This is a genomic window from Sphingobacterium olei, assembly GCF_005048855.1.
Lineage (GTDB): Bacteria > Bacteroidota > Bacteroidia > Sphingobacteriales > Sphingobacteriaceae > Sphingobacterium > Sphingobacterium olei.
Window position 1 is genome coordinate 97,972 of sequence record NZ_SUME01000004.1, and the last position, 24,975, is coordinate 122,946.

The 24,975-nt window shown below is 42.3% G+C and carries 14 protein-coding genes; 5 read left to right on the forward strand and 9 right to left on the reverse strand.

All coding sequences use genetic code 11. From position 1 onward, the window contains the following. Window positions 1-138 precede the first annotated feature (138 nt). The gene (locus FAZ15_RS10495) at window positions 139-1,272 is read left to right on the forward strand and encodes a glycoside hydrolase family 130 protein (RefSeq protein WP_136901275.1); all 1,134 of its coding nucleotides are present in this window, start codon (window positions 139-141) and stop codon (window positions 1,270-1,272) included. 61 nt (window positions 1,273-1,333) lie between these two features. Here FAZ15_RS10495 and FAZ15_RS10500 read toward each other — a convergent pair whose 3' ends face one another. The 8 genes from FAZ15_RS10500 to FAZ15_RS10535 form a co-directional block, all read right to left on the reverse strand. Next, window positions 1,334-2,620 (reverse strand): glycoside hydrolase family 43 protein, encoded by a 1,287-nt coding sequence (locus FAZ15_RS10500; protein ID WP_202912370.1) that lies wholly within the window; start codon window positions 2,618-2,620, stop codon window positions 1,334-1,336. Between the two features lie 31 nt (window positions 2,621-2,651). Then, entirely contained in the window at window positions 2,652-4,304 is a 1,653-nt protein-coding gene (locus FAZ15_RS10505) for a family 43 glycosylhydrolase (protein WP_136901276.1), read from the reverse strand. Window positions 4,305-4,471: 167 nt separating this feature from the next. After that, window positions 4,472-5,482 carry a DUF4973 domain-containing protein gene (locus tag FAZ15_RS10510; protein WP_136901277.1) on the reverse strand — a complete coding sequence of 337 codons (1,011 nt, stop codon included), beginning with the start codon at window positions 5,480-5,482 and terminating at the stop codon, window positions 4,472-4,474. A 20-nt stretch (window positions 5,483-5,502) separates the two neighbouring features. Further along, window positions 5,503-7,593, reverse strand: coding sequence for a RagB/SusD family nutrient uptake outer membrane protein (locus FAZ15_RS10515; RefSeq protein ID WP_136901278.1), 2,091 nt, complete (start codon window positions 7,591-7,593; stop codon window positions 5,503-5,505). A gap of 12 nt (window positions 7,594-7,605) precedes the next feature. Then, window positions 7,606-10,731 (reverse strand): SusC/RagA family TonB-linked outer membrane protein, encoded by a 3,126-nt coding sequence (locus tag FAZ15_RS10520; RefSeq protein ID WP_136901279.1) that lies wholly within the window; start codon window positions 10,729-10,731, stop codon window positions 7,606-7,608. Window positions 10,732-10,759: 28 nt separating this feature from the next. Continuing rightward, window positions 10,760-12,154 (reverse strand): IPT/TIG domain-containing protein, encoded by a 1,395-nt coding sequence (locus FAZ15_RS10525; RefSeq protein WP_238387218.1) that lies wholly within the window; start codon window positions 12,152-12,154, stop codon window positions 10,760-10,762. A gap of 875 nt (window positions 12,155-13,029) precedes the next feature. Next, window positions 13,030-14,133: a glycoside hydrolase family 88/105 protein gene (locus FAZ15_RS10530; protein WP_136901281.1), complete on the reverse strand. Its 1,104-nt coding sequence runs from the start codon at window positions 14,131-14,133 to the stop codon at window positions 13,030-13,032. A 289-nt stretch (window positions 14,134-14,422) separates the two neighbouring features. Beyond that, window positions 14,423-17,566, reverse strand: a complete 3,144-nt coding sequence (locus tag FAZ15_RS10535) for a ligand-binding sensor domain-containing protein (RefSeq protein ID WP_136901282.1) — start codon at window positions 17,564-17,566, stop codon at window positions 14,423-14,425. A gap of 292 nt (window positions 17,567-17,858) precedes the next feature. Between FAZ15_RS10535 and FAZ15_RS10540 the strand changes: the two genes are divergently transcribed. From FAZ15_RS10540 to FAZ15_RS10555, 4 genes are all read left to right on the forward strand, one after another. Beyond that, window positions 17,859-18,920 carry a family 43 glycosylhydrolase gene (locus tag FAZ15_RS10540; protein ID WP_238387219.1) on the forward strand — a complete coding sequence of 354 codons (1,062 nt, stop codon included), beginning with the start codon at window positions 17,859-17,861 and terminating at the stop codon, window positions 18,918-18,920. Between the two features lie 115 nt (window positions 18,921-19,035). Further along, complete coding sequence (locus FAZ15_RS10545; protein WP_202912371.1) at window positions 19,036-20,115, forward strand: glycoside hydrolase family 43 protein; 1,080 nt, start codon at window positions 19,036-19,038, stop codon at window positions 20,113-20,115. A gap of 71 nt (window positions 20,116-20,186) precedes the next feature. Further along, window positions 20,187-21,470 carry a Gfo/Idh/MocA family protein gene (locus FAZ15_RS10550; RefSeq protein WP_136901283.1) on the forward strand — a complete coding sequence of 428 codons (1,284 nt, stop codon included), beginning with the start codon at window positions 20,187-20,189 and terminating at the stop codon, window positions 21,468-21,470. 91 nt (window positions 21,471-21,561) lie between these two features. Next, a complete protein-coding gene (locus FAZ15_RS10555) occupies window positions 21,562-24,042 on the forward strand; it encodes a glutaminase domain-containing protein (RefSeq protein ID WP_136901284.1) in 2,481 nt (826 codons plus the stop codon). A 17-nt stretch (window positions 24,043-24,059) separates the two neighbouring features. On the opposite strand, the gene FAZ15_RS10560 is transcribed toward FAZ15_RS10555, so the two are convergent. Next, window positions 24,060-24,839, reverse strand: a complete 780-nt coding sequence (locus FAZ15_RS10560; protein ID WP_136901285.1) for a response regulator — start codon at window positions 24,837-24,839, stop codon at window positions 24,060-24,062. Window positions 24,840-24,975 lie beyond the last annotated feature (136 nt).

Below are 24,975 nucleotides of genomic sequence, written 5' to 3' on the forward strand. Positions count from 1 at the left end.
CATAGACGATTGCTGCTTAATTACATTTGCTGCTGAGACAAAAAATCAATTAATTGATACAATTAACGGGTTTTCTTAGGTAAATATTAGTAATATTTGTATGGTCGAGTGACCATAATCGAACAAAAAGACCCCATTATGAATTATATCAATTTACGACTACAAATTCTTATAGCTTTTCTTTGTTTTACTTCTTTTGCGAATGCACAGCACCAGCTTCCTGATTGGGCATTGGGTCCTTTCATACGTCCAGAAGGGGCCAATCCAGTGATATCGCCTAACCCGGAAAGCACTTTTTTCGACCCAATGAGCAAGCAAAATATAGCTTGGGAAGCGAGCGATGTGTTCAATCCAGGAGCGGTGGTGAAGAACAACCGGATTTACGTGCTGTATCGTGGGGAAGATAAATCCGGTATGGGTATTGGTAAACGCACATCGAGATTGGGTATCGCCGAAAGTAAAGATGGAATCAACATGAAACGAAGCAGCAAGCCGATCTTTTATCCCGACGAAGACACACAAAAGGAAAATGAATGGCCGGGTGGATGCGAAGATCCACGTATCGCTGTTACCGATGGTGGCTTATATGTGATGATGTATACGCAATGGAACAGAAAAGTAGCACGCCTAGCCGTGGCCACATCTAGGGACTTGAAAAATTGGACAAAGCACGGCCCCGCATTTCAACAAGCACACAATGGAAAGTTTAAGGATATGTTCTGTAAATCCGGCTCAATAGTGACTAAAGTCGAGAACAATAAGCAAGTGATCACCAAGGTAGACGGAAAATACATGATGTACTGGGGTGAGCGCTTTATGAATATTGCTACTTCTGATGATTTGATTAACTGGAAACCCACCTTGAATGAAAGGGGTGATCTGGACCTGGTTGTAAAACCAAGACAGGGGTATTTTGATAGTGATATGACGGAATGTGGCCCTCCTGCAATTATTACTGATCAGGGCATCCTGGTCTTATACAACGGCAAAAACAAAGGCGGCGACGGGAGAGATACAAACTATACCGCCGGAACGTATGCGGCAGGACAGGTACTGTTTGATTTAGAAAATCCATCCAAAGTTATTGGTCGTTTGGATAAGCCATTTTTTGTACCCACCGAGGCGTTCGAAAAAAGTGGACAGTATCCGGATGGTACGGTATTTATCCAAGGACTTGTTTATTTTAAAGACAAATGGTTTTTGTATTACGGTTGCGCAGACAGTCAGGTGGGTGTAGCGATTTTTGATCCCAAAAGCTTGGACACACGCTAATAAGCAGAATTAATTGGGCAGGCACGATAGCCTGCCCAATTAATTCTGCAGGGAGAGTTCCTTATTTTACCAACACCGGATTGATTGCTTCTCCGCTAATACGAATGACACCATCTTCAGAAATTGTCATGTCGTTGATGTAGGAAGTCCTTGGACCTATGCTATTCATATTTGCATGTGCGTGATAGATGTAGTTATAACTTCCATCAGCAGTGATAAAAGGAGCGCCATGACCTGTGCCGACTAATCCGGAAGCAGCAGGTTTATCCCTTCGTAGAATCGGATTGCCATTGTATTTTTTCCATGGACCCTTAGGTGAATTTGATGTGGCATAACCCACAGCATAATCTTGGCTCTCAAAATGGTTAGCAGAATACATGAGGTAATACATGTTGCCATGCTTGATCACGGAGGGACCTTCAGCAATCGTTCCTTGCTTCCGTTCCCAAGGTTCTTCGGCGGAGATACATTTTGTCAATGTTTCAGTTTTAATAGTTCTTAAATCATCATTCATCTCAGCCACCCAAATGACGTTTCCACCTGTAAAACGCACATAATATAAGTAGGGCGTACCATCCTCATCAATATACAAATGGGTGTCAATTGCTTTTTCGCTCACAATAGGTGTTTTTTCCTGCTGTATAAAAGGGCCTTCAGGTCTATTTGATGACGCTACGCATATATGCTCGTCAACGGAATAAAACATATAAAATCGATTTTTAGATGCCACATAGTAGACTTCGGGAGCCCAATACCATCTCGTCCCCCACGAGTTTTCGGGCGATAAGGCAAGATTTGTGCTGCGCTTCCAATGTTTCAGATCTTCCGATATATAAATTTCAAAACCATTAATCCGGGTTCCGTAGGCATAATATCTACCTTCGTGATACAAAACATAAGGGTCAGCAATAGGTAATTTATCCCCGATTATCTCGTAGGATCGGGGAGCGTCCTCCTTGGCCGGAGTAGCTGTTACCGTGAGGGATTCTGATTTTCGTCCATAATTATCCATGGCGACGGCGGCAATTTTATAAGTCGCATATCGTGGTAATTTTAATACATAGGAGCTTCTGTTTTCTCCTTCTGTACGTATATGAGGCGTAACAGTATGTTCCTCATCCGTTCCCTCCTCTGTATAGGAAATCATCACGGATACCGTCGCTGTTGGATTATTCCAAGTGATCTTCAGTTCGTTCTTCTTATCGGTTTCTCCTGCGGCTAAATTCGACACGGATGCTACGACGACGGTCTTTTTATCGTCTTCTTCTTTTTCCGTGGAGATCGCATTGCTACTGCTTTTGCAAGACCAAAGCAGTGCAATCGCCAACATAAAATATTTGCTTATCATGAAGTTGAATTTAGTGATATTCATTCTATTATTAAAATTCAGGCATTTGGGTAAGTACAGCAGACGGTGTGCCGTTATCAACTTTAGGCCAACCTTCATTATCCCAATTCACTTTGCCAAGCAGTAGGTTACGGGAACCAACGGCATTATTCTCTTTGATATAGGCGTGATACAGCATCCAATCTACTCCGTTCTTATCTGTGAGGATTCTCGCATTGTGACCCGGACCAATGTATGTACCGTCGCCTTGTAATACGATCGGATCAAAGCCTGGTGCATTCCATGAATTTACGGTATTCATATCTGTACCTGTGCGCCCCAAATAAGGGCCTGCAAGATTTTTCGATCGTCCGACTACCACCTTATAAGAACTGTTCAAACCATCGCAACAACCGCCTACGGACGCAAAGAGATAGTAGTAATCGCCTTTTTTGTGGATATAAGTGGCTTCAAAAGCGTTACCGGAAACTTTGGTCTTTTTACTTAAATCCTTTACCGCCATACCATCGGCAGTTAGTTCTGTCATATATAATCCATGGAAGCTTCCCCAAAAAAGGTATCGTTTTCCATTTTCTTCGTAAAAGCAAGGGTCGATGGAATTGTGTACCCCGATTTCTGTACTGATGAACAGTTTACCATTGGGATTACCGGCCGGTGGCACAAAAGGCCCTTGAGGTAAATTCGAAACACCTACACCTATTCCACATTTTGCTCCTTCACCCCACTGGGAAATGGAATAATACATCACATACTTGCCATCAAAATAATTAATGTCGGGTGCCCACATGCCAGGGCCATCTTTTCCCGCGACAACTTCGACAAAATCAGGTCTAGTTGTAAAAACTTCGCTGACTGTACCGATACGGCTCCAGTTGATCAAATCGGAGGATTTATACCCTCTTACACGGCCCGATGTCACATATGCATAGAATTCGTTACCCACACGGATTACTGTCGGATCTGCATAACTCCCGGACATAACAGGGTTTGTAATCGCTATTACGTTGCCTCGTTTTAAGTTGACGGTGTAGCTTCGGGACGAGCCGTCTTCGCCTTCAATGGTGTACACCACAGGTTTGGAAAAATCATGACGTTGTACACCACTTACTTGTTTTACACCGTTTACTTTGACGGTAGCTTTGCTTTCGGTAAGGGTAAATATAGCCTGTAATGCGGTAATATCGACATTTTTGGGAATTTCATTCTCATTGGAAATCTCGCTCGCTTCTTCATCTATCACAAGCGGAAAAAGCGACATTGTTTGATCCGAAAAAGCAAATGTTCGGAATGTGTTTGCCATGGCTTCTTTCGTGATGTTGACGGTGTAAGCGCGCTGTCTTACATCGCCAACATATAGATCATAGCCAACTTCATCTGTAAAATCGGTTTCTCCCTTGCCACTTTGCTGCGGCACGCCATTGACTTTAAGAATAGCATCCGCACTATTCGTTTTAAATTGAGCAATTAGACGCGATAGATTAACATGCGGTGGAAAGGTCTCCCTGTTCGTAATTGTATTTTTTGCATTATTTACATTTAATTCGTGATTTGTTCCATTTTGATCCACGACCGAAAAACTGGTAATTTCCCTTTCAATCGTTTTTTCTTCTGTGCCTTTACACGATCCAATAAATGGAATAACAATCCATAACAGCAGTATATTAGTCAGTAATTTTTTTAACATTTTTCTTTTGTTTTAAGTTGTGCAACTTCCGCTGTCATTCTGACAATAGGAAGAATCTAAAGAACGGTCTCTTGAAAGATCTCTCAATGCTGGGGTCAAGCGATAGGCAATTAGTTAATGGAGCAAAAAATGGGGTTGTCAGCGAATTTACGCAACCCCATTTTTTGTTACCATTGAATTTGCTGATCCTCGTCTGGGATCAGGGTATTCAGATCACGTTGCATGGACATGGTACCTTTCGTATCATACTTTAACCGCAAGCCCGGCGCAGTTGTGTAGTCTTCAAATTTATAACCGAAAAAAAGTGTAAAGTAAATATGCTTCAAGTAAGGCCTGACTTCGTCCATTTCTTGCTGTACTGTATAGTAAGCTTGCTCAGCACCTAATTCAAATTTATTATTCGCCGCATTATCACTCCATATTTCCAATTTTTTCTTTATATTTTGTAGATCTAGAGATTCATCGGTAAAGCGTACAAATACCTTGTAGTTCTTTCGGTCAAGGTAATCAACATCCCGCGTTCCCGCGTAGAAAAAGACGGTCTCATCATCGACCACATACGCACGATGCCGATCTATTGTAAGGGGAGTTGTAGTGTTACCTTCTAAAGTTATTTGAAACTGTGTGGCGTTATACATCCCTGAATATTCATTAAATGACATGATACGCAGCATAGCTCTTTTGTAATGTTTATGGGGATTAACCTGATAATTCCCTCCTGGATCGTCTAAAATCTGTAAAGGAAGCACCCATTTTTCCACTTCGTCTATGTCCGCTAGCGAAAACTCAATCGGAATATTCACTTGGCTTTGACCCGCAGGGATCGTGATGGTCTCGGGCATACTGTAGTGTTTCTGCTCCAGCAGCTGGTAAAAAAGCTCTTGTCGTTGCCCGAACTGTTCCCGGTTCATAATGGACAAAGTGTCCAGATCAAGACCGATCCGCACCGTGCGGTCCTGCGTGTTGGGCGTAGATCCGCTCACGATCAGGGGCAAATTAAAGGTTACTTTTCCATTTCCCTTGTACCGCACGTAGATCCAGTTCACACCTTCCGTATTGGGTGGAGCCTTGAACGATACCAATTGCTCATACTGTTCATCTTCCCATTCATTGTTGCAGGAGGAAAGTATGAAAATGCTGGCTGTCATTGCTAAAAGTAGGATATATATCTTTTTCATGATCTTCTGTTTATAGTGTATTATTCCGGCATGGTCCAACCCGGATTTTGCGTCAGTTCTTTGTTGCTTCGCAGCTCATTCCAATCGATAGGCCAAAACCACATTTTCAAGGAGAAAATGGTCGGTAAAGACGGTACGGGTACCGGTGTATGAAAATAATCTGGATTATTGGACGTCAGTAAGGTGTTACAACCATAGATAGGTGCAGCCTCTTCCACTGGTGCATCCGCCCAGCGGCGCAGGTCGTAGAATCGCTGCCCTTCGGCAAAGAATTCGATCTGACGTTCGCGTTTCATCTGGGTACGGAATCTGTCTGGATTGCCGTATACTTCACTGGTATAATCCGGCAAGCCGGCACGGATTCGGATGGGTTGGATCCCTTGCTTCATTTCCGCGATATCGCGCATAATGGTATGCGTTTTCGTCCCGTCATACGATGGGATGCTATAACTTCCTGTCAATTCGTTCAAGGCTTCGGCGTAGATCATCAATACTTCGGCGTAGCGAATCGCCGGATCAACCTTCGGCTCTATATTACTTAAATCATAGCCCGTATTGGTAGATATCACGCGCGTATCGTTTGGGTGTACGTATTTTTTGATGCCTATGCCAGTTCGCAGCCAATACGTCACACCTGGTCTGTATCCATTTACCGCATCAAAATAATAAAAGATCTGCTTGTTTTTATTGGCAACATCTTCCGGTAACGTGGCATTGTCCAGATGCCATACCGAACCGTTGTAGGCTACCGAGGCATAAAAACGGGGCTCGCGGTGCGCATATTGCTTGTGCACGCCGACACCTTTACCCACTCCCAATTCTGGATAGTCGATTTGTTCCGCTGCTGTCACCACACCTGTCGGACGTGGCAGGTCACTGTATCGACCGGCATAGCCGGCCTGGTTTTGATACATACTGTTCATTCCAGGGAGATCGCTGCCGTCGTTCATGTAATAGGCATCAGCCTGCTTCTGGGTCATGCCGTGCGAATTGTACCCTCTAGCCTCCGAACGGGGTAATTGGTGCAACACCATGACCGCAATGCTTTCGGATCCTTGGTTTTTACCCCGCGTAAAAATAAGCTCTGGATTTTGAAATTCCTGGACATCACCGTTGAACAAAGCCCGATAGGACTCATAGGGATCAATATCACGCCAGCCAAATGGCCAGTTATTATCCGAGAAAGTCGGATCATATGGCGGTGTGATTGTTGCAGGATAGAGCACGTTTCCTGTTTCCTTGCGGTACGCGACATACAACTGGTAACGGCCCATATCGATTACATCTTTGGCTGCTGCTGCTGCCCTAGCCCATTTGGACTCGTCATAGGTCTCAGACAAAAGTCGTTTACCTTTTTTATCCACAAGCCCGGCAGCCACATCCGCCGGTGCTTTCCCGTTGAATAAGGGGCTAGCCGCAAAAAGGTATATTTTAGCCCTAAGTGCCAATGCCGCGCCCCGTGTAGGCCGGGTAATATTGGTCGTTCCCCGAGTAAGCGGCAGGGCCTTGGCGGCTTCTGCCAATTCACTGCTCAGGAAATCGACACATTCATCATACGTATTTCGGGGCAAGGCGAGGTTATCGTAGCTTTCGGTATAATCCAGCCCTTCGTCGGGTAGAAGAGGTACAGGGCCGAAGTTACGAATCAGGATCCAATAGAAATATGCACGTAAAAATCGAGCTTGGGCTTTCATATCTTCCTTTTCGACGTCCGAAAATGCCTGATTGAGGTGGATATTCTGTATAAATATGGAGCTTTGGCGAATACCGTCGTATCCGACGTTCCATATCCCACCACTTTCACCGCTTAAACCAGTCTCTACATATTGGCCACGCTTCCATCGCGCATATTCTTCATTCTCATCGCCATAATACATGTCGTCCGCAAAATTGAACATGACGGACTTTTTACTGCTGACATCTTGCATGGCATTGCTGCCCAAAAAGCTATACGCTCGAGCTAGCCATCGCTCCGTATAATCCCGGTTGGTAAACACATCTTCGGTGGACATCCTTTCATCAAACAGGTAGTCCGAGTCCAAATATTTCTTACATCCAGCCAGGATAAATAGTAACCCCAGTAAGGGGAAAATTATCGAAATTCTTTTCATTTTTATTGTTCCTTATAGATTAACCTGTAAACCCAATGACAATGTCTGACTCAAGCCATATACCTTCCCATCGGGATTGCCCATCTCGGGATCCCAAAGTTTAAATTTGGAGAAAGTAAGCAGATTCGTGCCGACAAAGAAAACCCGCGCCGTATTGATATGTGCTCTATTGACCCAATGTTTTGGTAGTGAGTAGCCGATATCCAGGTTTTTGAGCCGCATATAAGACCCATCCCGCAGCCAGAAAGTCGACGCCCTGTAGTTGTTTGAATTTGCACCATAACTCAGCCGCGGATAATCTGCATTCGGATCTTCGTTGACCCCGAGAATCCAGCGGTTGCTGTTGGCCAATTCCGTAAGTACATTTCCCCAGCCGTCACCCCCTTGAAACATGTAAACAGAGGAACCGTTGATAAAGTAGCTGGATTTACCCGCTCCTTGGAAAAGAACATTGAGGTCAATACCCTTCCAGCTTATCGACATCCCAAATCCGTAAATTAGGTTAGGCCGTGTAGTTGCACCAATTGCGGTCACATCTGTAGCATCGACAATCCCATCACCGTTGATATCTTTATATTTAATATCGCCCGGCATGACCTCGCCAAATTGTTGCGTCGGGCTGTTGCGGATATCGTCATAATCCTTAAATAAACCCAAGGCTACTAGACCACGAGCCTGATCGACCCGATGCCCTTGTTGTAGTCGGTAACCGTATATTGAATTTTGCTCATCGCGCGCCAGAATCTCATTTTTACTGTAGGTCATATTGCCGCGAAGGGTCAGATCGACCGCATTAAATTTCTGTTTGTAATCAATGTTTCCGTCAAATCCCCTGGATTTCACAGAGCCAACATTGGCTTGCGGGTTGCTTTCCAAACCGACCATATTAGGTAGGAAATTACGCTGCATATAAATTCCATCGCGTTGCTCATCAAATAGGTCAAACACTCCTGAAAATTTATCACCTAAAAAGGAAAAATCAAATCCTAGATTTTTCTTGGTCGCTACCTCCCAAGTAACATGGGGAGATGCCACAGACGAATACCGCATACCACTCCTCCATGGCTCACTACCCAAAGGAAGTTGTGTACTTCCAAATAAATAACCCCCAGTAGGATTGCCGTCACCATCGACCATGGTTTCTATATCGTACAAGTACGGAAAACGGATGGGATTGTTAGAAGGTCCCATTCTGTCATTTCCGGTTCTACCATGCGAGTAGCGGATTTTGAACATATCAACCCAGTCGGAATCTTTTAGAAAAGCTTCCTCCGCAACATTCCACGCACCTGAGAAAGCTGGAAAGAAACCATACCGGTTGTCACGATGGAAATTTTCCGAACCGGTATAACCAAAGTTGAAATCCACAAAATAGCGGCTATTGAAATTATAGTTCACACGTCCAGAAACCCCTTGTATACGTCGAGCAATGCCGCGCTTCAGATCACTTCCAATTCCTTGCGTAAAGACTTCGGATGATTGCATGTACTTAGCGACAGCCCCAAAATTATGTTTGCCTAAGTTTTTGTTGTACAATAAATCCCATTCAAAAAAATCTCTTCTCGATCCGTCAGAACTGGAAGACTGCGTCATTTTTTGTTCTTCATTATTTCGTGTAAAAATCAGCTCACCTTGATTACGGAATCGGTCAATCCTCCAGGTTTCCGGCTTCTTTATGCGATTTATCGAACTCCAATTTTTGGTATCATAACCGAAACGTCCTATAAATCGTAGGCCTTTCGTTATAAAATCTAATTTCTGTTCTAAATTGAGGTTTGTCTGTATATTATTATCCCAGTTTTCGCGATATCCAGTCATCGTACCTTGTATCCAAGGGTTGAGGTTATCATTGTTGCCTGTCCAAGAAGCAACGCGTCCATCGGTATAGGTTAAAGGCATCATGACCGGATTATAGCCCATCAGGGATGTCCAGATGGCATTGGTGCCGACGCCCGGGTCATTTTCTTTGCGTAGGGATCCCGAAACACCGACACGCAATAAGGTCGTCGGCGTGACGTCCATATCCACATTCAACCGATAGGTATAACGTCTGAAATTCGTATTTGTATTATAATCACCAAGGGCGTCGTCCACCTTATACATGCCTTGCATATTATGATAAGATCCGCCTACATAGTAGCGCGCGGTCTTGCCACCGCCGCTCATACTGAGCTGGCTACGGTTGCTGAATGTATTGTCTCGCAGCAATACGTCCATCCAGTCTACATTGGGTAATAGATCGGGATCTAAACCAAGGCGTAGAATTTCCAGTTCAACGTTCGAATATAATGATTCTTGGTTACGCGTAGTTTTAGCCTCATTTGCCATGGAAGCGTAGGTATATCCATCCGCAAAACTAGGCAGTTTGGTAAATTGACTGCGAAAGCCTTCCAACTTTGCATTGATCGCGATCTTTCCTTCCTTACCTCGCTTGGTATTTATCAACACTACCCCATTTGCTCCGCGGCTACCGTAAATAGCCGTGGCAGAAGCATCCTTAAGAACTGTAAAGGATTCCACATCCTCTACGTTTATCTCATTCATATCCCGCTCAAAGCCATCCACTAAAATTAATGCTGCACTGCTCGCACCAAAGGTGGAAATACCTCGGATCCAGAATTCGGAAATTTCGCCCGGTCTACCGGAACGTTGCATCGCCAGGATACCGGGTACTTGACCGGCCAGTGCATCCGCCATCGAAGTCGAGGGGTTGGATTTCAATCGCTCCACATCGACCGTGGTGATTGCACCAGTGACTGCTATCCGCCGTTCATTGCCCGTAGCTGTAACTACGACTTGATCTATAATAGAAGACCCTGACTCATTCATCGTCACATCGATCGTTGGCTGCGCAGTAAGCAATACTTCCACTTTGTCGTAGCCCACATAAGTGAATACTAATGTTTGGTACCGCCGTACTTTTAAACTATACCGGCCTTCCTCGTCGGTACGTGCACCTAACCCAGGCGCATTGCTGATCGATATACTCACCCCCATAAGAGGATCGTTATTTGTATCGGTGACCTTACCCGTGATCGTCACCTCTTCCTGTACCACTTGCTCTGTTCCCTGTTGGGCATGGGCATGCTGTCCCATGGCCAGCACAGCAAAGCCGATACATAGTATGTATTTTTTCATTATCTATATGTATTTAGTAATTGGTTTCCTATTCTCCTTCCAGCGCAATTTTTCGGATAATCCAATTGCCTGTATCACCGACATAAAAACAGTTCCGGGCCTCATCATGAGCAATGGCGCAGGGACCTTTAAAGCGCGCCTCCAGGCGTAGATCCCCGTTAGAATACCCACTTGTACCGTTGTTGCCTCTGCCTGCATAAGTTTTTACCCGGCCCAAAGGTGTCAACGTACGAATACAGTGGTTGTCCCGATCACAGAAGTAATAATCATATTGATCTCCTCCCTGCTCTTCATAATCCGGATTCTTGACAAAGACACCCTGCATCGGACGATTAAGGCGCCCATTCGTGCCTACACCATCCACCCAACCCGAGGTACTTGCCGCACCAGCAACCGGATAGGGCGCTTTAAAGATCTTTCTGTCATAATCGTAATCGCTCTTTAGGATATAATGCCGTTCCGAATTGGTAATATATGCATAATCACCGCTCGGGTGTATAACTATATAAATGGCAAGTGCGGAAAAGGGGTTTTGAAAAGCCAACTGATCAGCTCCAGTCGTTAGATCATGACGGCGTACCTCTCCTGCGCGAAATAGCGAATAATACATTTCCCCATTAACCGGATGGACGGCAGCCCCATTCACACCACGTGCCACACGGTTTATCACCTGACTTGAAGCAAAATTGGAGGACCTGGAATAGACATGAAATGCATTGCGGGTGTCTGAGGAATGGTTCTCTGCTGTGATCAGGTCTTGATCCCCATCCGGCTTCCAAAGGATAACAGACTTTCTCCCCACCCCTGGTGTCCGAAAATAAGACACATACCTTTGTTCCAGATCCACTATCCGCGCAGCAGCATTTTCAGCGGCGAAATACATGCGATTGGGGTTCTTTGGATCGAAAGTAAACCAGTTCATTTCCTTGAACGCACCACAGTCACCAAATGGCCCTTCCTTCTCTTCAAACATCGAACCAACCTCGTAATATGTTCCTACCAGATCGCTCACAATCCATTTTGGTATATAAACAAATATTTCCCGCGCCTCTGCATGTGCGAGTTCTTCTTCTCGCTGCTCATCTAGTACATATACTTTAATATCACCTTCTGTAGCCAACGAAGGTACAATACAATATAAGGAAGTGCCTTTGACACTGATCACCTTGGCTATTTTGCCACCGATGACAACCTTAATCCTGGATACATCATTGCCAAAATTATCCCCATAGATCACCATATTACTTCCGGATCCTCCCTCTTTCGGAAGAAAGTCTGTGACAGAAACTGGTTTCGAAGGGTCAAATAAACCCGCAGGTTGTTCGTCAGTGCTACTCTCCTTACACTGTATAAAGAAAAGCGTTATCAGTGCCAACAGTATCCCCTGAATGGGCCAGCACGTTATTTTAAGTTTGTTTTTCATTTCCATTTACATTTATTGTTATCCAATTGGATTTGGTTAATTTAGTCTTATTAGCGCATCTCAATAGCCAAGGTGGGTGGTTGATTTTGTCGATAATTTGCATAGGCATGTTGGTTTAAATTCTAATTTAGTTTGTAAATAATTGTTCTCGGCCAGTCATAGCGTATGAATCCTGTCCATTTTCAATAGGGCATGGAATAGCTAGGGCGATTGCTCTTTCGCCTTTAAAATGACAACGATTGATTGGCTAAGATGTATTCTTAATCGCTTTGCGCTTTGATGAGAAAGATATTCTCCATCATGAAATTTTTTAGTCCATTACGATCTACTTATTTTTAGTTGTTTATTATTGATTAATCCAAAAAAGGTTCAAAAGCAAAACGTATTTCTTTTTCGAATTACGCTGGGCTTGCTGCTTATAATTTAGTTGTTACACAATTCAATATTCAAATTTCCAGAATGTTTAATAGAAAAAAATATCTGTCTCGATCAATAAATTGCTAAATCGTCTCAATGTTACATTTTCCTATTAAATAACATCATTGCCAGTGTGAACAACAATGCTTATATGCAGAGATCTGCTTGTTTAGGTTGCTATTGGATATGCTCTTGTGCAGATAAATAGAGGTGTATGTAATATGTCCTGTTTCGAGGGTTTGCATAGCGGGATGTTAAGCCACCTGAAACAGTACGGTGCTGGTAATAATCGTTGGAGTATCTCATGATGAATAGTATCAGTTTTATAGAGCACATGAGCAAATAATTTGTTTTCTCATGCACTCTATAAGATAGACTGACTATTGGCTTAAGATTTGTTTCCAATTTACGACTGTCATTAGTTCGCGAATTGGATTAGCAGCGCAACTAAAGCCGTATTACTCTCCTAAAAGAGCGGCTGCACACCACAGATAGGGTGCCTGTCCGTGAAGATCTCCGGCATTGCGCGGACGATTGTTATAGTGTTGTTTGTCGTTCTTTTTTCCGGTTCCGATACAAACCTCAGTTACGTTATTACGTTGATCGATGTAAGGAATCATCGCTAACCATGCCTTACGTGCGGCCGGAGCATATTCTGCAGCATCCAGCCAGCCCTCCTGCACACCGACGATAAAAGCGTAGGTGAACATGGCCGTTCCAGATGTTTCTGCCCAAAAAGTAGGCTCATCAATCAACTGATTCCACATCCCACTGGGCTGCTGATAGTTTTTTAAACTTTTCATCATCTTCAGATAACCTTCCATTATACGTGGCCGGTCTTTGTGGTCGTCAGGCATCATGCGCAACAGATTCGGCATGCCTACAGCCATCCAGCCGTCGCCACGTGCCCAATAATAATGCACGTCAGGCGCATGATAGAATAATCCGTTAGGACGCTGCAACTCGTCTAGGTACATTACCATTTCCTTGGCTGCGCGATCAAGATATTTTTTGTCACCTGTCACTTTATAGGCTTCGCCTTGAACCACGGTAATCATGTACATGTCATCAATCCATAAACGCGTCTGCCAGGAATATCCTTTGTCTGCCCAGGATTTTTGTTCAGGTTTGGCGTTAGCGGGCAGTGTCCACTGTGTATCGGCGTATTCCAGCCCCATTTTTTTATATCGCTCGTCTTTCGTAATCTGGTAGAGTTTCAACGCGAGGCTCCCAAACATGTTGTAATCTACATGATTCATAGGAGGTAGCAGTGCTTTTTCGGTCGTAAAAAGAGGTTCGAATTTGTCCTGCAAGTGCTTGATGAGCTTTTTGTCGTTGACTTCCAGGGCGTAGTCCAACGCGCCGTTCCAAGTGCACACTTCAGCGTAATGGATCGATCTATCGTAAAGTTCATGTTTTCCATTTATAAAGTGATAGGCCAATTGCTTGCCAATCTCTTTAGGAGTTGATCCTTTAGGAAATCGTGTCAATGGGTTTGGTTGTGCCGATAAAAGCTGAAAAGAACATATTGTTAACAACAATAAGGAGATTTTTTTTAACATAGGGTTTATATTTATTCAGTGATGACGGATTACTTTACAGATTCGTTGTGTAAGGCTTGTGTTAATAATATAAGTAATGTATGTTTATAATGGCTCCTCAACGGAAACTTAGTTGACAAAGTTTGTGAATATTTGCCGATAGAAAGTGCTTGATTGTATCAATAAATTGTTTTTTTGTCTCAATCTATCGTTCTTAAACCTGTCTCTCGATAATAGGTAACAGCTCCAATTTTTGAGATCGCCTAACATCTGTGTTGTAGATGTCAAATGACAATCCAAACGGTTTTTTCTATGAATTATTTTCGATGTTTAACGGAATCTCTAAAACAAATACATTTAGATTTTCTTTATTTTTATCGTAATGTAGAGAACCACGGTGTATTTCGGCAAAGGAATAGGCGAGGGCTAATCCCAGACCGGATCCTTTGATCCTATAGTGGGATGACGCGCGCTGAAAAGGTTTAAAGATTTGCTGTACTTCTTCTTCAGTTAGCAATACCCCATCATTTTTGACTTGAATGATAAAAGTGTCCCGTGCTGAATTTTTATGCAGGCCTATGAGAACTTTATGTTCGGCATATTTGATCGCATTCGATAGCAAATTCGATAGGATTTTATAGATAGTCTCAACGTCGATATACGCTTCAAGTTCTTCGTCCATATCCACATCTAAACTCAACTTTTTACTCTCTAACAAGGGAGCGAATTCCTGCAGCGTAATATGTATTAAGTCACTGATCTTTTGTGTTTGCAGTTGTAGTGAAAACTCGCTACTTTCTATCTTACGGAAGTCCAGTAAATTGTCTGTCAACGTAAGGAGTTTTTCTGTGTTTTGCTGGATGCTATGTAACCACTTTTCTGTTTTCGTAGCGTCAGCACCCAGAAGTATTTTCTCTAACGGAGCTTTTATGAGGGTTAACGGTGTTTTGATATCATGTGTGATACGCATGAAAAAATCCATTTTTGCCTTGTACAATTCCTGTTCTTTATGGTTCTTGATCACTTCAAGGCGTCGTCTGTTCTTTTCCTTAATACGCTGGTCGTAGATCGACAAAGCATAGTACAAGAAGAGGAAGGTTAGAATGGCATAGACAATAAAGGCGGGGGTACTTGCCCAAAAAGGCGGCTTTATAGTGATATGCAATTGTTTTTGTTCAGAGATAGGCGTACCATTGGCATCGGTAGCCATCACCTCAAATCGGTATTTACCGGGAGGGATCTTTGTAAAGTTTGCTTTCCCATTTGTGCGTAAAAATGTCCAAGAGGTATCTAGTCCGACCAATCTGTAACGGTACGAAGTCGATTTAGCTGACACAAAGTTTAAGGCTGCAAAATCAATGCTTATCGTTGATTCATCATGATTTAATGTAATTTGATTTGTATAGATAACTGATTGACTTAGATTGCCATTGTGTCCACCAATTGTTAGTTCCCGTTGATGGGTTTGAATACCAGTAATAAATACTGGAGCGCGTAGGTCGGTGTTGAAATGCTCTGTCATTCGTTCGGGATCGAAGCGAACTAATCCTTTCGACGAACCAAAATAGAGGAAACCTCGACTGTCTTTAAAGACCGAATTGTAATTGAACTGTAGTCCCAAAAGCCCCAATTCAGTGTCAAATAAATCGATCTTTCGGGTGTGGATATTCATTTTAACGAGTCCGCGGGAGGTGCTAATCCACAGGTTTTTATGTGCATCCTCTTCGAATCCGAGAATCAAATTACTTGGAAGTCCATCATGTTTAGTGATTCGATGGAAATTATTTGTTTTCTCCTGCCACACCGCCATTCCGCTTTCTGTGGCAATCCAGATATTGCCTTCGGAATCCTGAAATACTTTATTCGCGCGGTTGCTGTTAAGCGATTGACTATCTTCTTCCTCGTGTTTATAGCGAACGACTTCTCCCGTTGCTGGCGACAATTTTATCAGGCCGTCTCTCCAGGTGGTAAACCAAAGACACCCTTGTTTATCTTCATAAATAGAGGTATACCAAATATGACGTTCCAAATGCCTTAATGTTTGGAACCGATCTTCTCCCGGGAAAAATTCATAGGCTCCACGGGAAGTTGCTACTAGAATTCTGCCTGCCCGTGTTCGATATATAGAGAAGACAAAATTATCACCAAGTCTGCCTTGTGTATTCTTGTTGTCGAAATGTCTGATCACCTTCTTCGTGCGGACATTTACGACATCCATGCCCTGATGAAAGGTTCCGACTAAGAGGCTGTCGCCAGCAATCGCCAACCCATGAATGTTACTGTGTGCGAGATTTGCATCTTGTCCCAGTGTAAGGAAACTATTGTCATGTTGATTCCACATGGTGAGACCATGGTCTTCTGTCCCTATCCAAATATTTTGATAGCGATCTTCTATAATTTCCCGTATGGCATGGCCTTGAATGGAATTGGAGGTCGATCTGGGGAATATTTTTTCAAAGTAGGTATGTTGCGGATGATAGTATTGGATGCCTCCAAAATAAGTGCCCACCCACATGCCGCCCTGATGATCTCGGCGGACTGTATAGATTGCATTGTCGGTAAGACTCCATGGGTTATCTTTTTCATGGCGTAAGATGTGGTACTGATCCGTTAATGTGTTGTAGATTATTAAACCTGCCTCAGATCCAATCCAAAGTGATGTGTCGTTAAATTGTGCTATATCACGGATGTACAGGGGGCTAAAAGGGAATGGAGAGCGGATAAGGTGCTTAATCGTGTGCTTTTCGGAGTCATATTTAAATAGTCCTTCTTTAGAGGTTCCCATCCAAATGTTGTTTTTTTTGTCTACAAATAGCTCTTTGATTTCGGTAGTTGTTGTAGAAATAAGGGGCAGGGTGTATGTATATTGCGTATTTAATGAAATGAGTTTTTTTTCCGCTCCGATCCACACTTCCTGGTTATTATCAAATGTGAAACTCGAAACCACGTATTGTTTGCGGTAGGTTTTTTGCACCAGTGTTTTTGTCGTAACCTCATAGCAAAAGAGTTCATTATTAGCAATGAACCAGATATTTCCAAAAGAATCTTCTTCAATTTTTACAATTTCCCTACTACGCACATCCGGTAAATCAGTGAATTGCTCGGTTCGCGGATCAAGTATATAGACCCCTTGGTCAGTTCCTATCCAAAGTTGATTATCCCGGCTAACGGTAATGCTATGAATAAAGTTACTGCCAAGTCCACCTCTGGTTTCCATGTCGGCATAAAAATGTCTGAAATTGTACCCGTCAAACCGATTCAATCCGTCGCGTGTACCAAACCACATAAAGCCGTCTTTATCTTGTACACTGCATAGTATGGCATTATTAGAGACACCATCTTCGACCTGATAGTGGTTAAAATAATAAACCTGTGCGGAGGTTTGACAAATGGGAATAAATAGCAGTGTAATAATGATTATAAAAAGCAGTGCTAAATATCGGTGAATTTTCATGGATGATACAATTTGAGTTATTTTTGAATTAAAATGACAATTTTTTGCAAGGTGTATTTTTCAACTTTGCTCTCACTGATCGACAATTCAGCGTGATAGTATATTCTTTCGAATGAATATCACAATTGTGGTTCATAATTCGTATCCGATTACAATTATAAGCAAAAGATAGAATAAACAAAATGATCTTTCACATTTACAATTTGCCAAAAGTCGCATGTACTGCATGCAACGGGTATATAACAAACAATAAAAGATAATGATGGCAAATAGATATATATATAGCATTTTTGTGATTAGCCTAATAGGATTTATCTCTGTATTGCTGTCTTTTCAGATTCTGGATCAAAAAGGAGAAGGAATAGCATTGGATACTGCTGGTACTTCGCTTTACACCAATCCGGTATTCGAACCAATTTTAGCAGATCCAACAGTTATTAGAGATGAAAGCACAGGTTTTTTCTATGCCTATGGAACCGAAGATAATTGGGGGGATGGAAAAGGAAACCGTTTGATGCCAATCCTGCGGTCTAAAGACCTGGTTACTTGGAGCTATGCCGGCAACGTATTTAATAAAAAACCGACATGGAAAGATCAAGGTGGATTATGGGCGCCGGATATTAATAAGATCAACGGCAAATACTATTTATATTACTCCTATTCGCTATGGGGAGATCGTGATCCTGGTATTGGCCTGGCAATAGCGGATAAGGCGGAGGGACCTTTTGAAGACAAAGGAAAGCTATTTACAAGTCATGAAGTCGACGTGCCAAATTCAATTGATCCATCATTGTATGAAGAGGATGGGCAGCGCTTTCTTTTCTGGGGAAGTTTTGGAAATGGACCATCCCAGGGGATTCATGGTATTCCGTTGTCTGTAGATGGAACAAGTGTGCCGGACTTGAAAAAGAAATTTAAGGTTGCAGCTGGCGATTGGGAAGCAGCAATGATTCATAAGCGGGATGGGTATTATTACTTCTTTGGATCTAAGGGAAGCTGCTGTGATGGAGCCAATAGTCAATATCATGTATTGGTTGCCAGAGCTACATCCCTCAAAGGGCCATATCTCGATAAATCTGGTAAAAATATTAATAGACGTGGTGCGGGAACAGTTTTATTGAAAGGTAATGATTGGATGGTAGGACCGGGGCATCACAGCAAAATAATTAAAGATGACAATGGCTCCAATTGGTTATTATATCATGCGATTCAGAAGGATAAGGCTAAAGTAACCGGTGGAGCTAGTAGACGTGTATTGATGTTGGATAAAGTATCATGGGAAGACGGTTGGCCGGTTATCGGACAAGGATTTCCGACAATGAAATCGGATATTAAGCCTGTGTTTAAAAATTAATGAATGATGAAACCGAGATGTAAATAATACAGATAAACAATAATGATTATCTTCGATGAGCTCGCAAGCTCGGTTATTTACATCGCGCGCTCATCAGCCACTGAAAAAAATAAAAATGATGAAAAAGAGTATTTTAATGTTGTTGATATGCAGCTTATGTTGCATTTCCACTGGTTTTGCACAATCCAATAATCCGTTAGAAGTGGCTTTTGGTGACCCATTTATCGTGTATGACGAAACCTCCGATCGCTATTATATGTATGGCACCGGAGGTGTAGAAAATGGATTTATGGCTTATGCTTCCGACGATTTGAAAAACTGGGAAAGTCAGGGTGCGGTGTACACTTCAAAACAAGATAAAGCGTGGGGCACAAAGGACTTTTGGGCTCCCGAGGTGTATAAACGGGACGGTAAGTTCTATATGTTCTACAGTGCACATTGGAAAGAAAACCCGACGAACGAGCTGGAAAACTACCGGATCGGTATAGCCGTATCGGATAGTCCTATCGGTCCGTTCATAGATATGACGGGAGCTCCCTTATTTGATCCGGGATATCCGATTATAGATGGCAATGTTTATTTTGGGGAAGACGGTAAACTATATCTGTATTACTCGAGATGCTGCTATAAACATCCTGTACAATCTGAAATCGCGGATTGGGCTAAAAAAGAGGGCTTGTATCAGGAAATTGAGGAAAGTTGGATTTACGGAGTGGAGCTCGCTGCCGATTTCTCTGCTGTTATTGGTGAGCCGAAATTGCTACTGCGTCCTCCCGTATCTTTAGCGGATAAGCAATCTGAATGGGAAAGTCGTTCGGTGACTTCACGCGAAGTAAATAGAAGATGGACAGAAGGTTCTTATCTTTTTAAAAAAAATGATGTATATTACATGATGTATTCGGCAAATCATTTTGGAGGCGAGAACTACGCTGTGGGTTATGCAACTGCGTCACATCCGCTAGGGCCTTTTGAGAAGTCTGCAAGTAATCCAATTTTGGAAAAAAATACAGATGAGGGGGGTGTCGTGTCGGGCACGGGACATAATAGTATACTAAAAGACCGTGATGGAAAAATATGGTGCGTATACCATGCTCGAACAAAAGAAACTGGTAATGAAAGACTGGTTTTTTTAGATGCATTGGAAGTGTTGCCCGACGGTAAGCTAGTCGTACACGGACCAACAGTTAAACCTTAAATTAAAGCCGCATACTATTTGTTTAACACAATCTCTCGTTGTAGCATCGAGAGGATAAATTTTATTAAAAAATGAATAGAAAAGATTTTTTAAAGGCTTCTGCTATTTTTGCGGCTTCCAGTATGTATTCGGGCGTAAATGCTTTCACGTTACAAGATGGAAAAATTAGAGTAGGCGCTATTGGGGTGAACGGTATGGGCTGGTCTAACTTGAACGCTTTGTTGAAGGATGATAGGGTAGTATGTACTGCTTTATGCGATGTGGATGAGAATGTTCTCCAGAAGCGAAGCGACGAACTCGCACAGCGAGGTATAACCGTAAAACGGTATGTCGATTACAGGGAGTTGTTACGAGACAACGTGGTAGACGCCATTATTATCGCGACTCCCGACCATTGGCACACATTACAGATGGTAGATGCGGTAAATGCAGGAAAACATGTATACGTAGAGAAACCTATCGGTAATTCGATTAAAGAATGCGAAGTAATGGTAGCTGCTGCACAGCGTAACAAGAGCATCGTGCAGGTTGGACAATGGCAACGCAGCCAGAAACATTTTCGGGATGCAATCGATTTTGTACATTCTGGGAAGCTCGGCAAAATACGACAGGTGAAAGCATGGTCATATGTAGGCTGGAAGAAAACTATTTCAAACAAACCTGATGCACCTATTCCTGCAGGGGTACATTACGATAAATGGCTAGGACCTGCACAGAGTAGACCATTTAACCCAAATCGGTTCCATTTTGAATTTAGGTGGTTTTGGGATTACGCCGGTGGATTGATGACGGACTGGGGAGTACATATGCTCGATTATGCGCTTTTAGGGATGAAAGTGTCAGATCCGATCTCCATCATGGCTTCTGGAGGTAAGTTTGCGGATCCTAATGGTGCAGCAGAAACCCCGGATACGTTGACTGCAGTGTATCAATTTGATGATTTTAACATACAATGGGAACATGCGCTCGGATTGGATTTGGGGCCGTATAACCGCACGCATGGGGTCGCATTTATTGGGAATAATGGTACCTTGGTCTTGGATCGAGGAGGATGGGAGGTCATTTCGGAAAAAGATAAGGGGATTACCATACCGTTACAGAAATCATCAGATAATGGGTTAGAAAAGCACATGGTTAACTTTGTGGATGCCATCATTAAAAAAGATGCCAGCACGCTAAATGCACCGATCGAAGCTGGAGCACATATCGCGACTTTTTCACAAATGGGAAATATTGCATATCGAACTGGGAAAAAATTATTTTGGGATAAGAAATATAGAAAATTTACCGATCGTGAAGCCAATACGTATTTGGTGTCCGAGTATCATAATGGGTATAAATTACCAAAGACATAAAAATCTCTTCGATGAGGCTTTCTTTTTAAAGAAGGCTTTACCGAAGAAATTTTCCAAAGTATTTTTGTTCACTAACCAACAACTTTTTATAATGATAAAGAAATCCAAAATTATCTTCGCGGTAGTGGGAGTACTTTTGTCGAACTGTAACGCTCAAAAGGAGGAAACTCACTTGGAGAATAGCTTAAGAGCTCCAGCTTATCCGCTAGTTACCATTGATCCAAATACCAGCGCTTGGTCGTATGCCGATAACCTATATGACGAATCTATTAAACATTGGACGGGAAAAAATTTTCCGTTGCTAGGGGTTATTAAAGTAGACGGACAGTTATACCGGTTTATGGGGAAAGAGGAGGTAGAATTGTTGCCATTGTCACCGACGGGGGACAATTTAGCGTGGGATGCGCGTTATGTCACCTCTACCCCGGGGGCAAATTGGAATAAATTAGATTTTGACGACAAGGGATGGCGTTCGGGAAAGGCACCTTTCGGAACAAAAATTAACGAACCCAGAACGGTTACAAATTGGGAAGACGAAAAGATATGGGTTCGCAGGGAAATCATATTAAACGAAGACCTGACAGATAACGATGTTTATCTGGAGTTTACACATGATGATGATGCTATATTATATGTAAATGGAATGGAAGTGGTAAATACCGGAAATAAGACGGGCAAGAATACCAAAATCAAATTATCAGATGAAGTCGTTAAAACACTAAAGAAAGGTAAAAATTTACTCGCAGGATATTGTCATAATAGGGTAGCGAATGGCTTTTTTGATTTTGGATTGTCCAAAGAGAAGGAAGGACAAACGTTTTTTGCCAATACAGCAAAGCAGACGTCAGCAGATGTACAGGCTACACAAACGCATTACACATTTGCCTGTGGACCGGTCGATTTAAAAGTAACTTTTACTGCTCCTATGTTCTTGGACGATTTGGAATTAATGTCACGCCCCGTTAACTACCTTACTTACGAAATTAAAGCAAGTGATAACGCAGAACATCAGGTAGAAGTCTATTTTGAAGCCTCACCCAATTGGGCGCTGGATTCTCCGTTGCAAGAATCAACGACAGAAGCTTTTGAAGACAATAACTTGGTTTTTTTAAAGACCGGCAGCAAAAATCAGGATGTATTAGGGAAGAAAGGCGATGATTTGCGGATTGATTGGGGCTATTTTTATATGGTGGCTGATAAGCAGAATACGACCTATCAGATTGGTGAAAGCAGTGTAATTCGTTCATCTTTCATTAAGAATTCCGAAGCCGATGTGAAAAATGGGGAGGGTAAAAATCAGTTGTCGCTAACAAAAAAAATTACACTTAAAAATACGCATACCGATAAGATTATGTTGGGATATGATGATGTTTTCTCTATCCAGTATTTTGGGGAAAATCTTAGACCTTATTGGAACGCAGGCGGTAAATCTTCTATTGTGGAAGCTTTTCATAAATCATATACACAGTACAAAGATATCAAGGCAAAAAGTACGGCTTTTGATCATAAACTGATGTCAGACTTTACTAAAGAAGGTGGTAAAGATTACGCAGAATTATGTGCTTTGGCGTATCGACAAGCTATTGCAGCACATAAACTGGTTAAAGCTCCCAATGGCGATTTATTATTGTTGTCAAAGGAAAATGATAGTAACGGTTCTATCGGGACAGTGGATGTTACTTATCCTTCTGCACCATTATTTTTGTACTATAACCCTGAATTGGCAAAAGCACTTTTAAATTTTATCTTCTATTACAGTGAAAGTGGTAAATGGACGAAGCCCTTTGCAGCACATGACATTGGTACTTACCCGCTTGCAAATGGACAGACTTACGGCGGCGATATGCCAGTCGAAGAATCTGGAAATATGTTAATCTTGACAAACGCTATTGCCGAGATGGAAGGAGACGCAAAATATGCGGAAAAACATTGGTCTGTATTGACCACATGGGTCGATTACCTCGTCGAGAATGGCTTGGATCCAGATAATCAACTATGTACAGACGATTTTGCTGGTCATTTTGCCCATAATGCAAACCTTTCAATCAAAGCTATTTTAGGTATTGCTTCGTACGGTAACTTAGCAAAGATGCTTGGGAAAGATGATGTTGCCAGTAAATATACAAATATTGCAAAAGGGATGGCCAAAGAATGGAAGCAAATGGCCAAAGATGGGGATCATTACAAGCTTACCTTTGATAAGCCGGACACGTGGAGCCAAAAATATAATTTGGTATGGGATAAAATATTCGATATGGGAATTTTCGATGCGGATATCGCACAGGACGAAATCGCGTATTATCTGACCAAACAGAATGTATATGGACTTCCACTTGACAGCCGTGAAGCCTATACGAAATCAGATTGGATATTTTGGACGGCGACATTAGCCCCTGATTTGTCAACTTTTCAGAAATTTATCTCTCCAGTGCATCAGTTTATGCATAATACAACAGATAGAGTGCCAATGTCGGATTGGATTTATACAGATAAACCAGAAAGAAGAGGCTTTAAAGCTCGGTCTGTAGTAGGTGGATATTTCATTAAGATGTTAGCAGGAAAAGTTAAATAAAAGGGGACATCCCCCTTTTATTTAACTTTTGAATCCGCATATTCTTTTGGAGATACGCCAAATTGTTTTTGAAAATTTCGGGTAAAATGAGAAGAAGAATTGAACCCTACCGTAGTAGATATTTCATAGATTTTCAATTCACCTTCGATCAACAGGTCAGCTGCTTTTTTAAGTCGTGTGATGTTAATAAGCTCATTGGGAGAAAGGTTCGAAATCCCTTTGATTTTTCGATATAATGTTGGTCGGCTCATATGCATATGATCAGCCAGCATATCAACACATAAGCCCTGTTCTGAAATGTTTTCAATAATGAGGGTGTTGAGTTTCTCGAGGAATGCTTGATCTGCTTTGTTCAGCGCGATACTGTTCAATGGTACTAAAGGTGATTTGCTGTAATGTTCCCGAACATGCTGTCTATTGCGCAACAAACTGTCGATCTGCGCCTGTAGAAAAGAGGGAGAAAACGGCTTTTCGATATAAGCATCGGCACCGTATTTTAGACCTTCAATTTTAGATTGTAGATTGTTTTTCGCCGTGAGCATAATAAATGGAATATGACTATAGCTAAGATTCTCTTTTAGACGGGTGCATAATTCGTATCCATCGACGTAGGGCATCATAATATCGCTGACAATAAGGTCTACATGTTGTGTAACTATAAAGTCTAATACTTCTTGGCCATTATTGGCCTTGACCACATCGTAATGCTCTCCCAGATCGTCCGCAAGAAAATCTAAAATATCTTGGTGATCGTCTGCAACAAGTATAGTGAAACGTGTGGTAACGTTATTATGCATAGGGAGTACAGATTGGTGCTTTTTGTACGAATATATCGATTTTTTTTAAATAGTCATAATGTTTAAGCTACCCGTAGTAAAAAAAAGTTAGAAAAATGTTTAGAGAATCCGGGAGATAATTATAAAACTATTGACG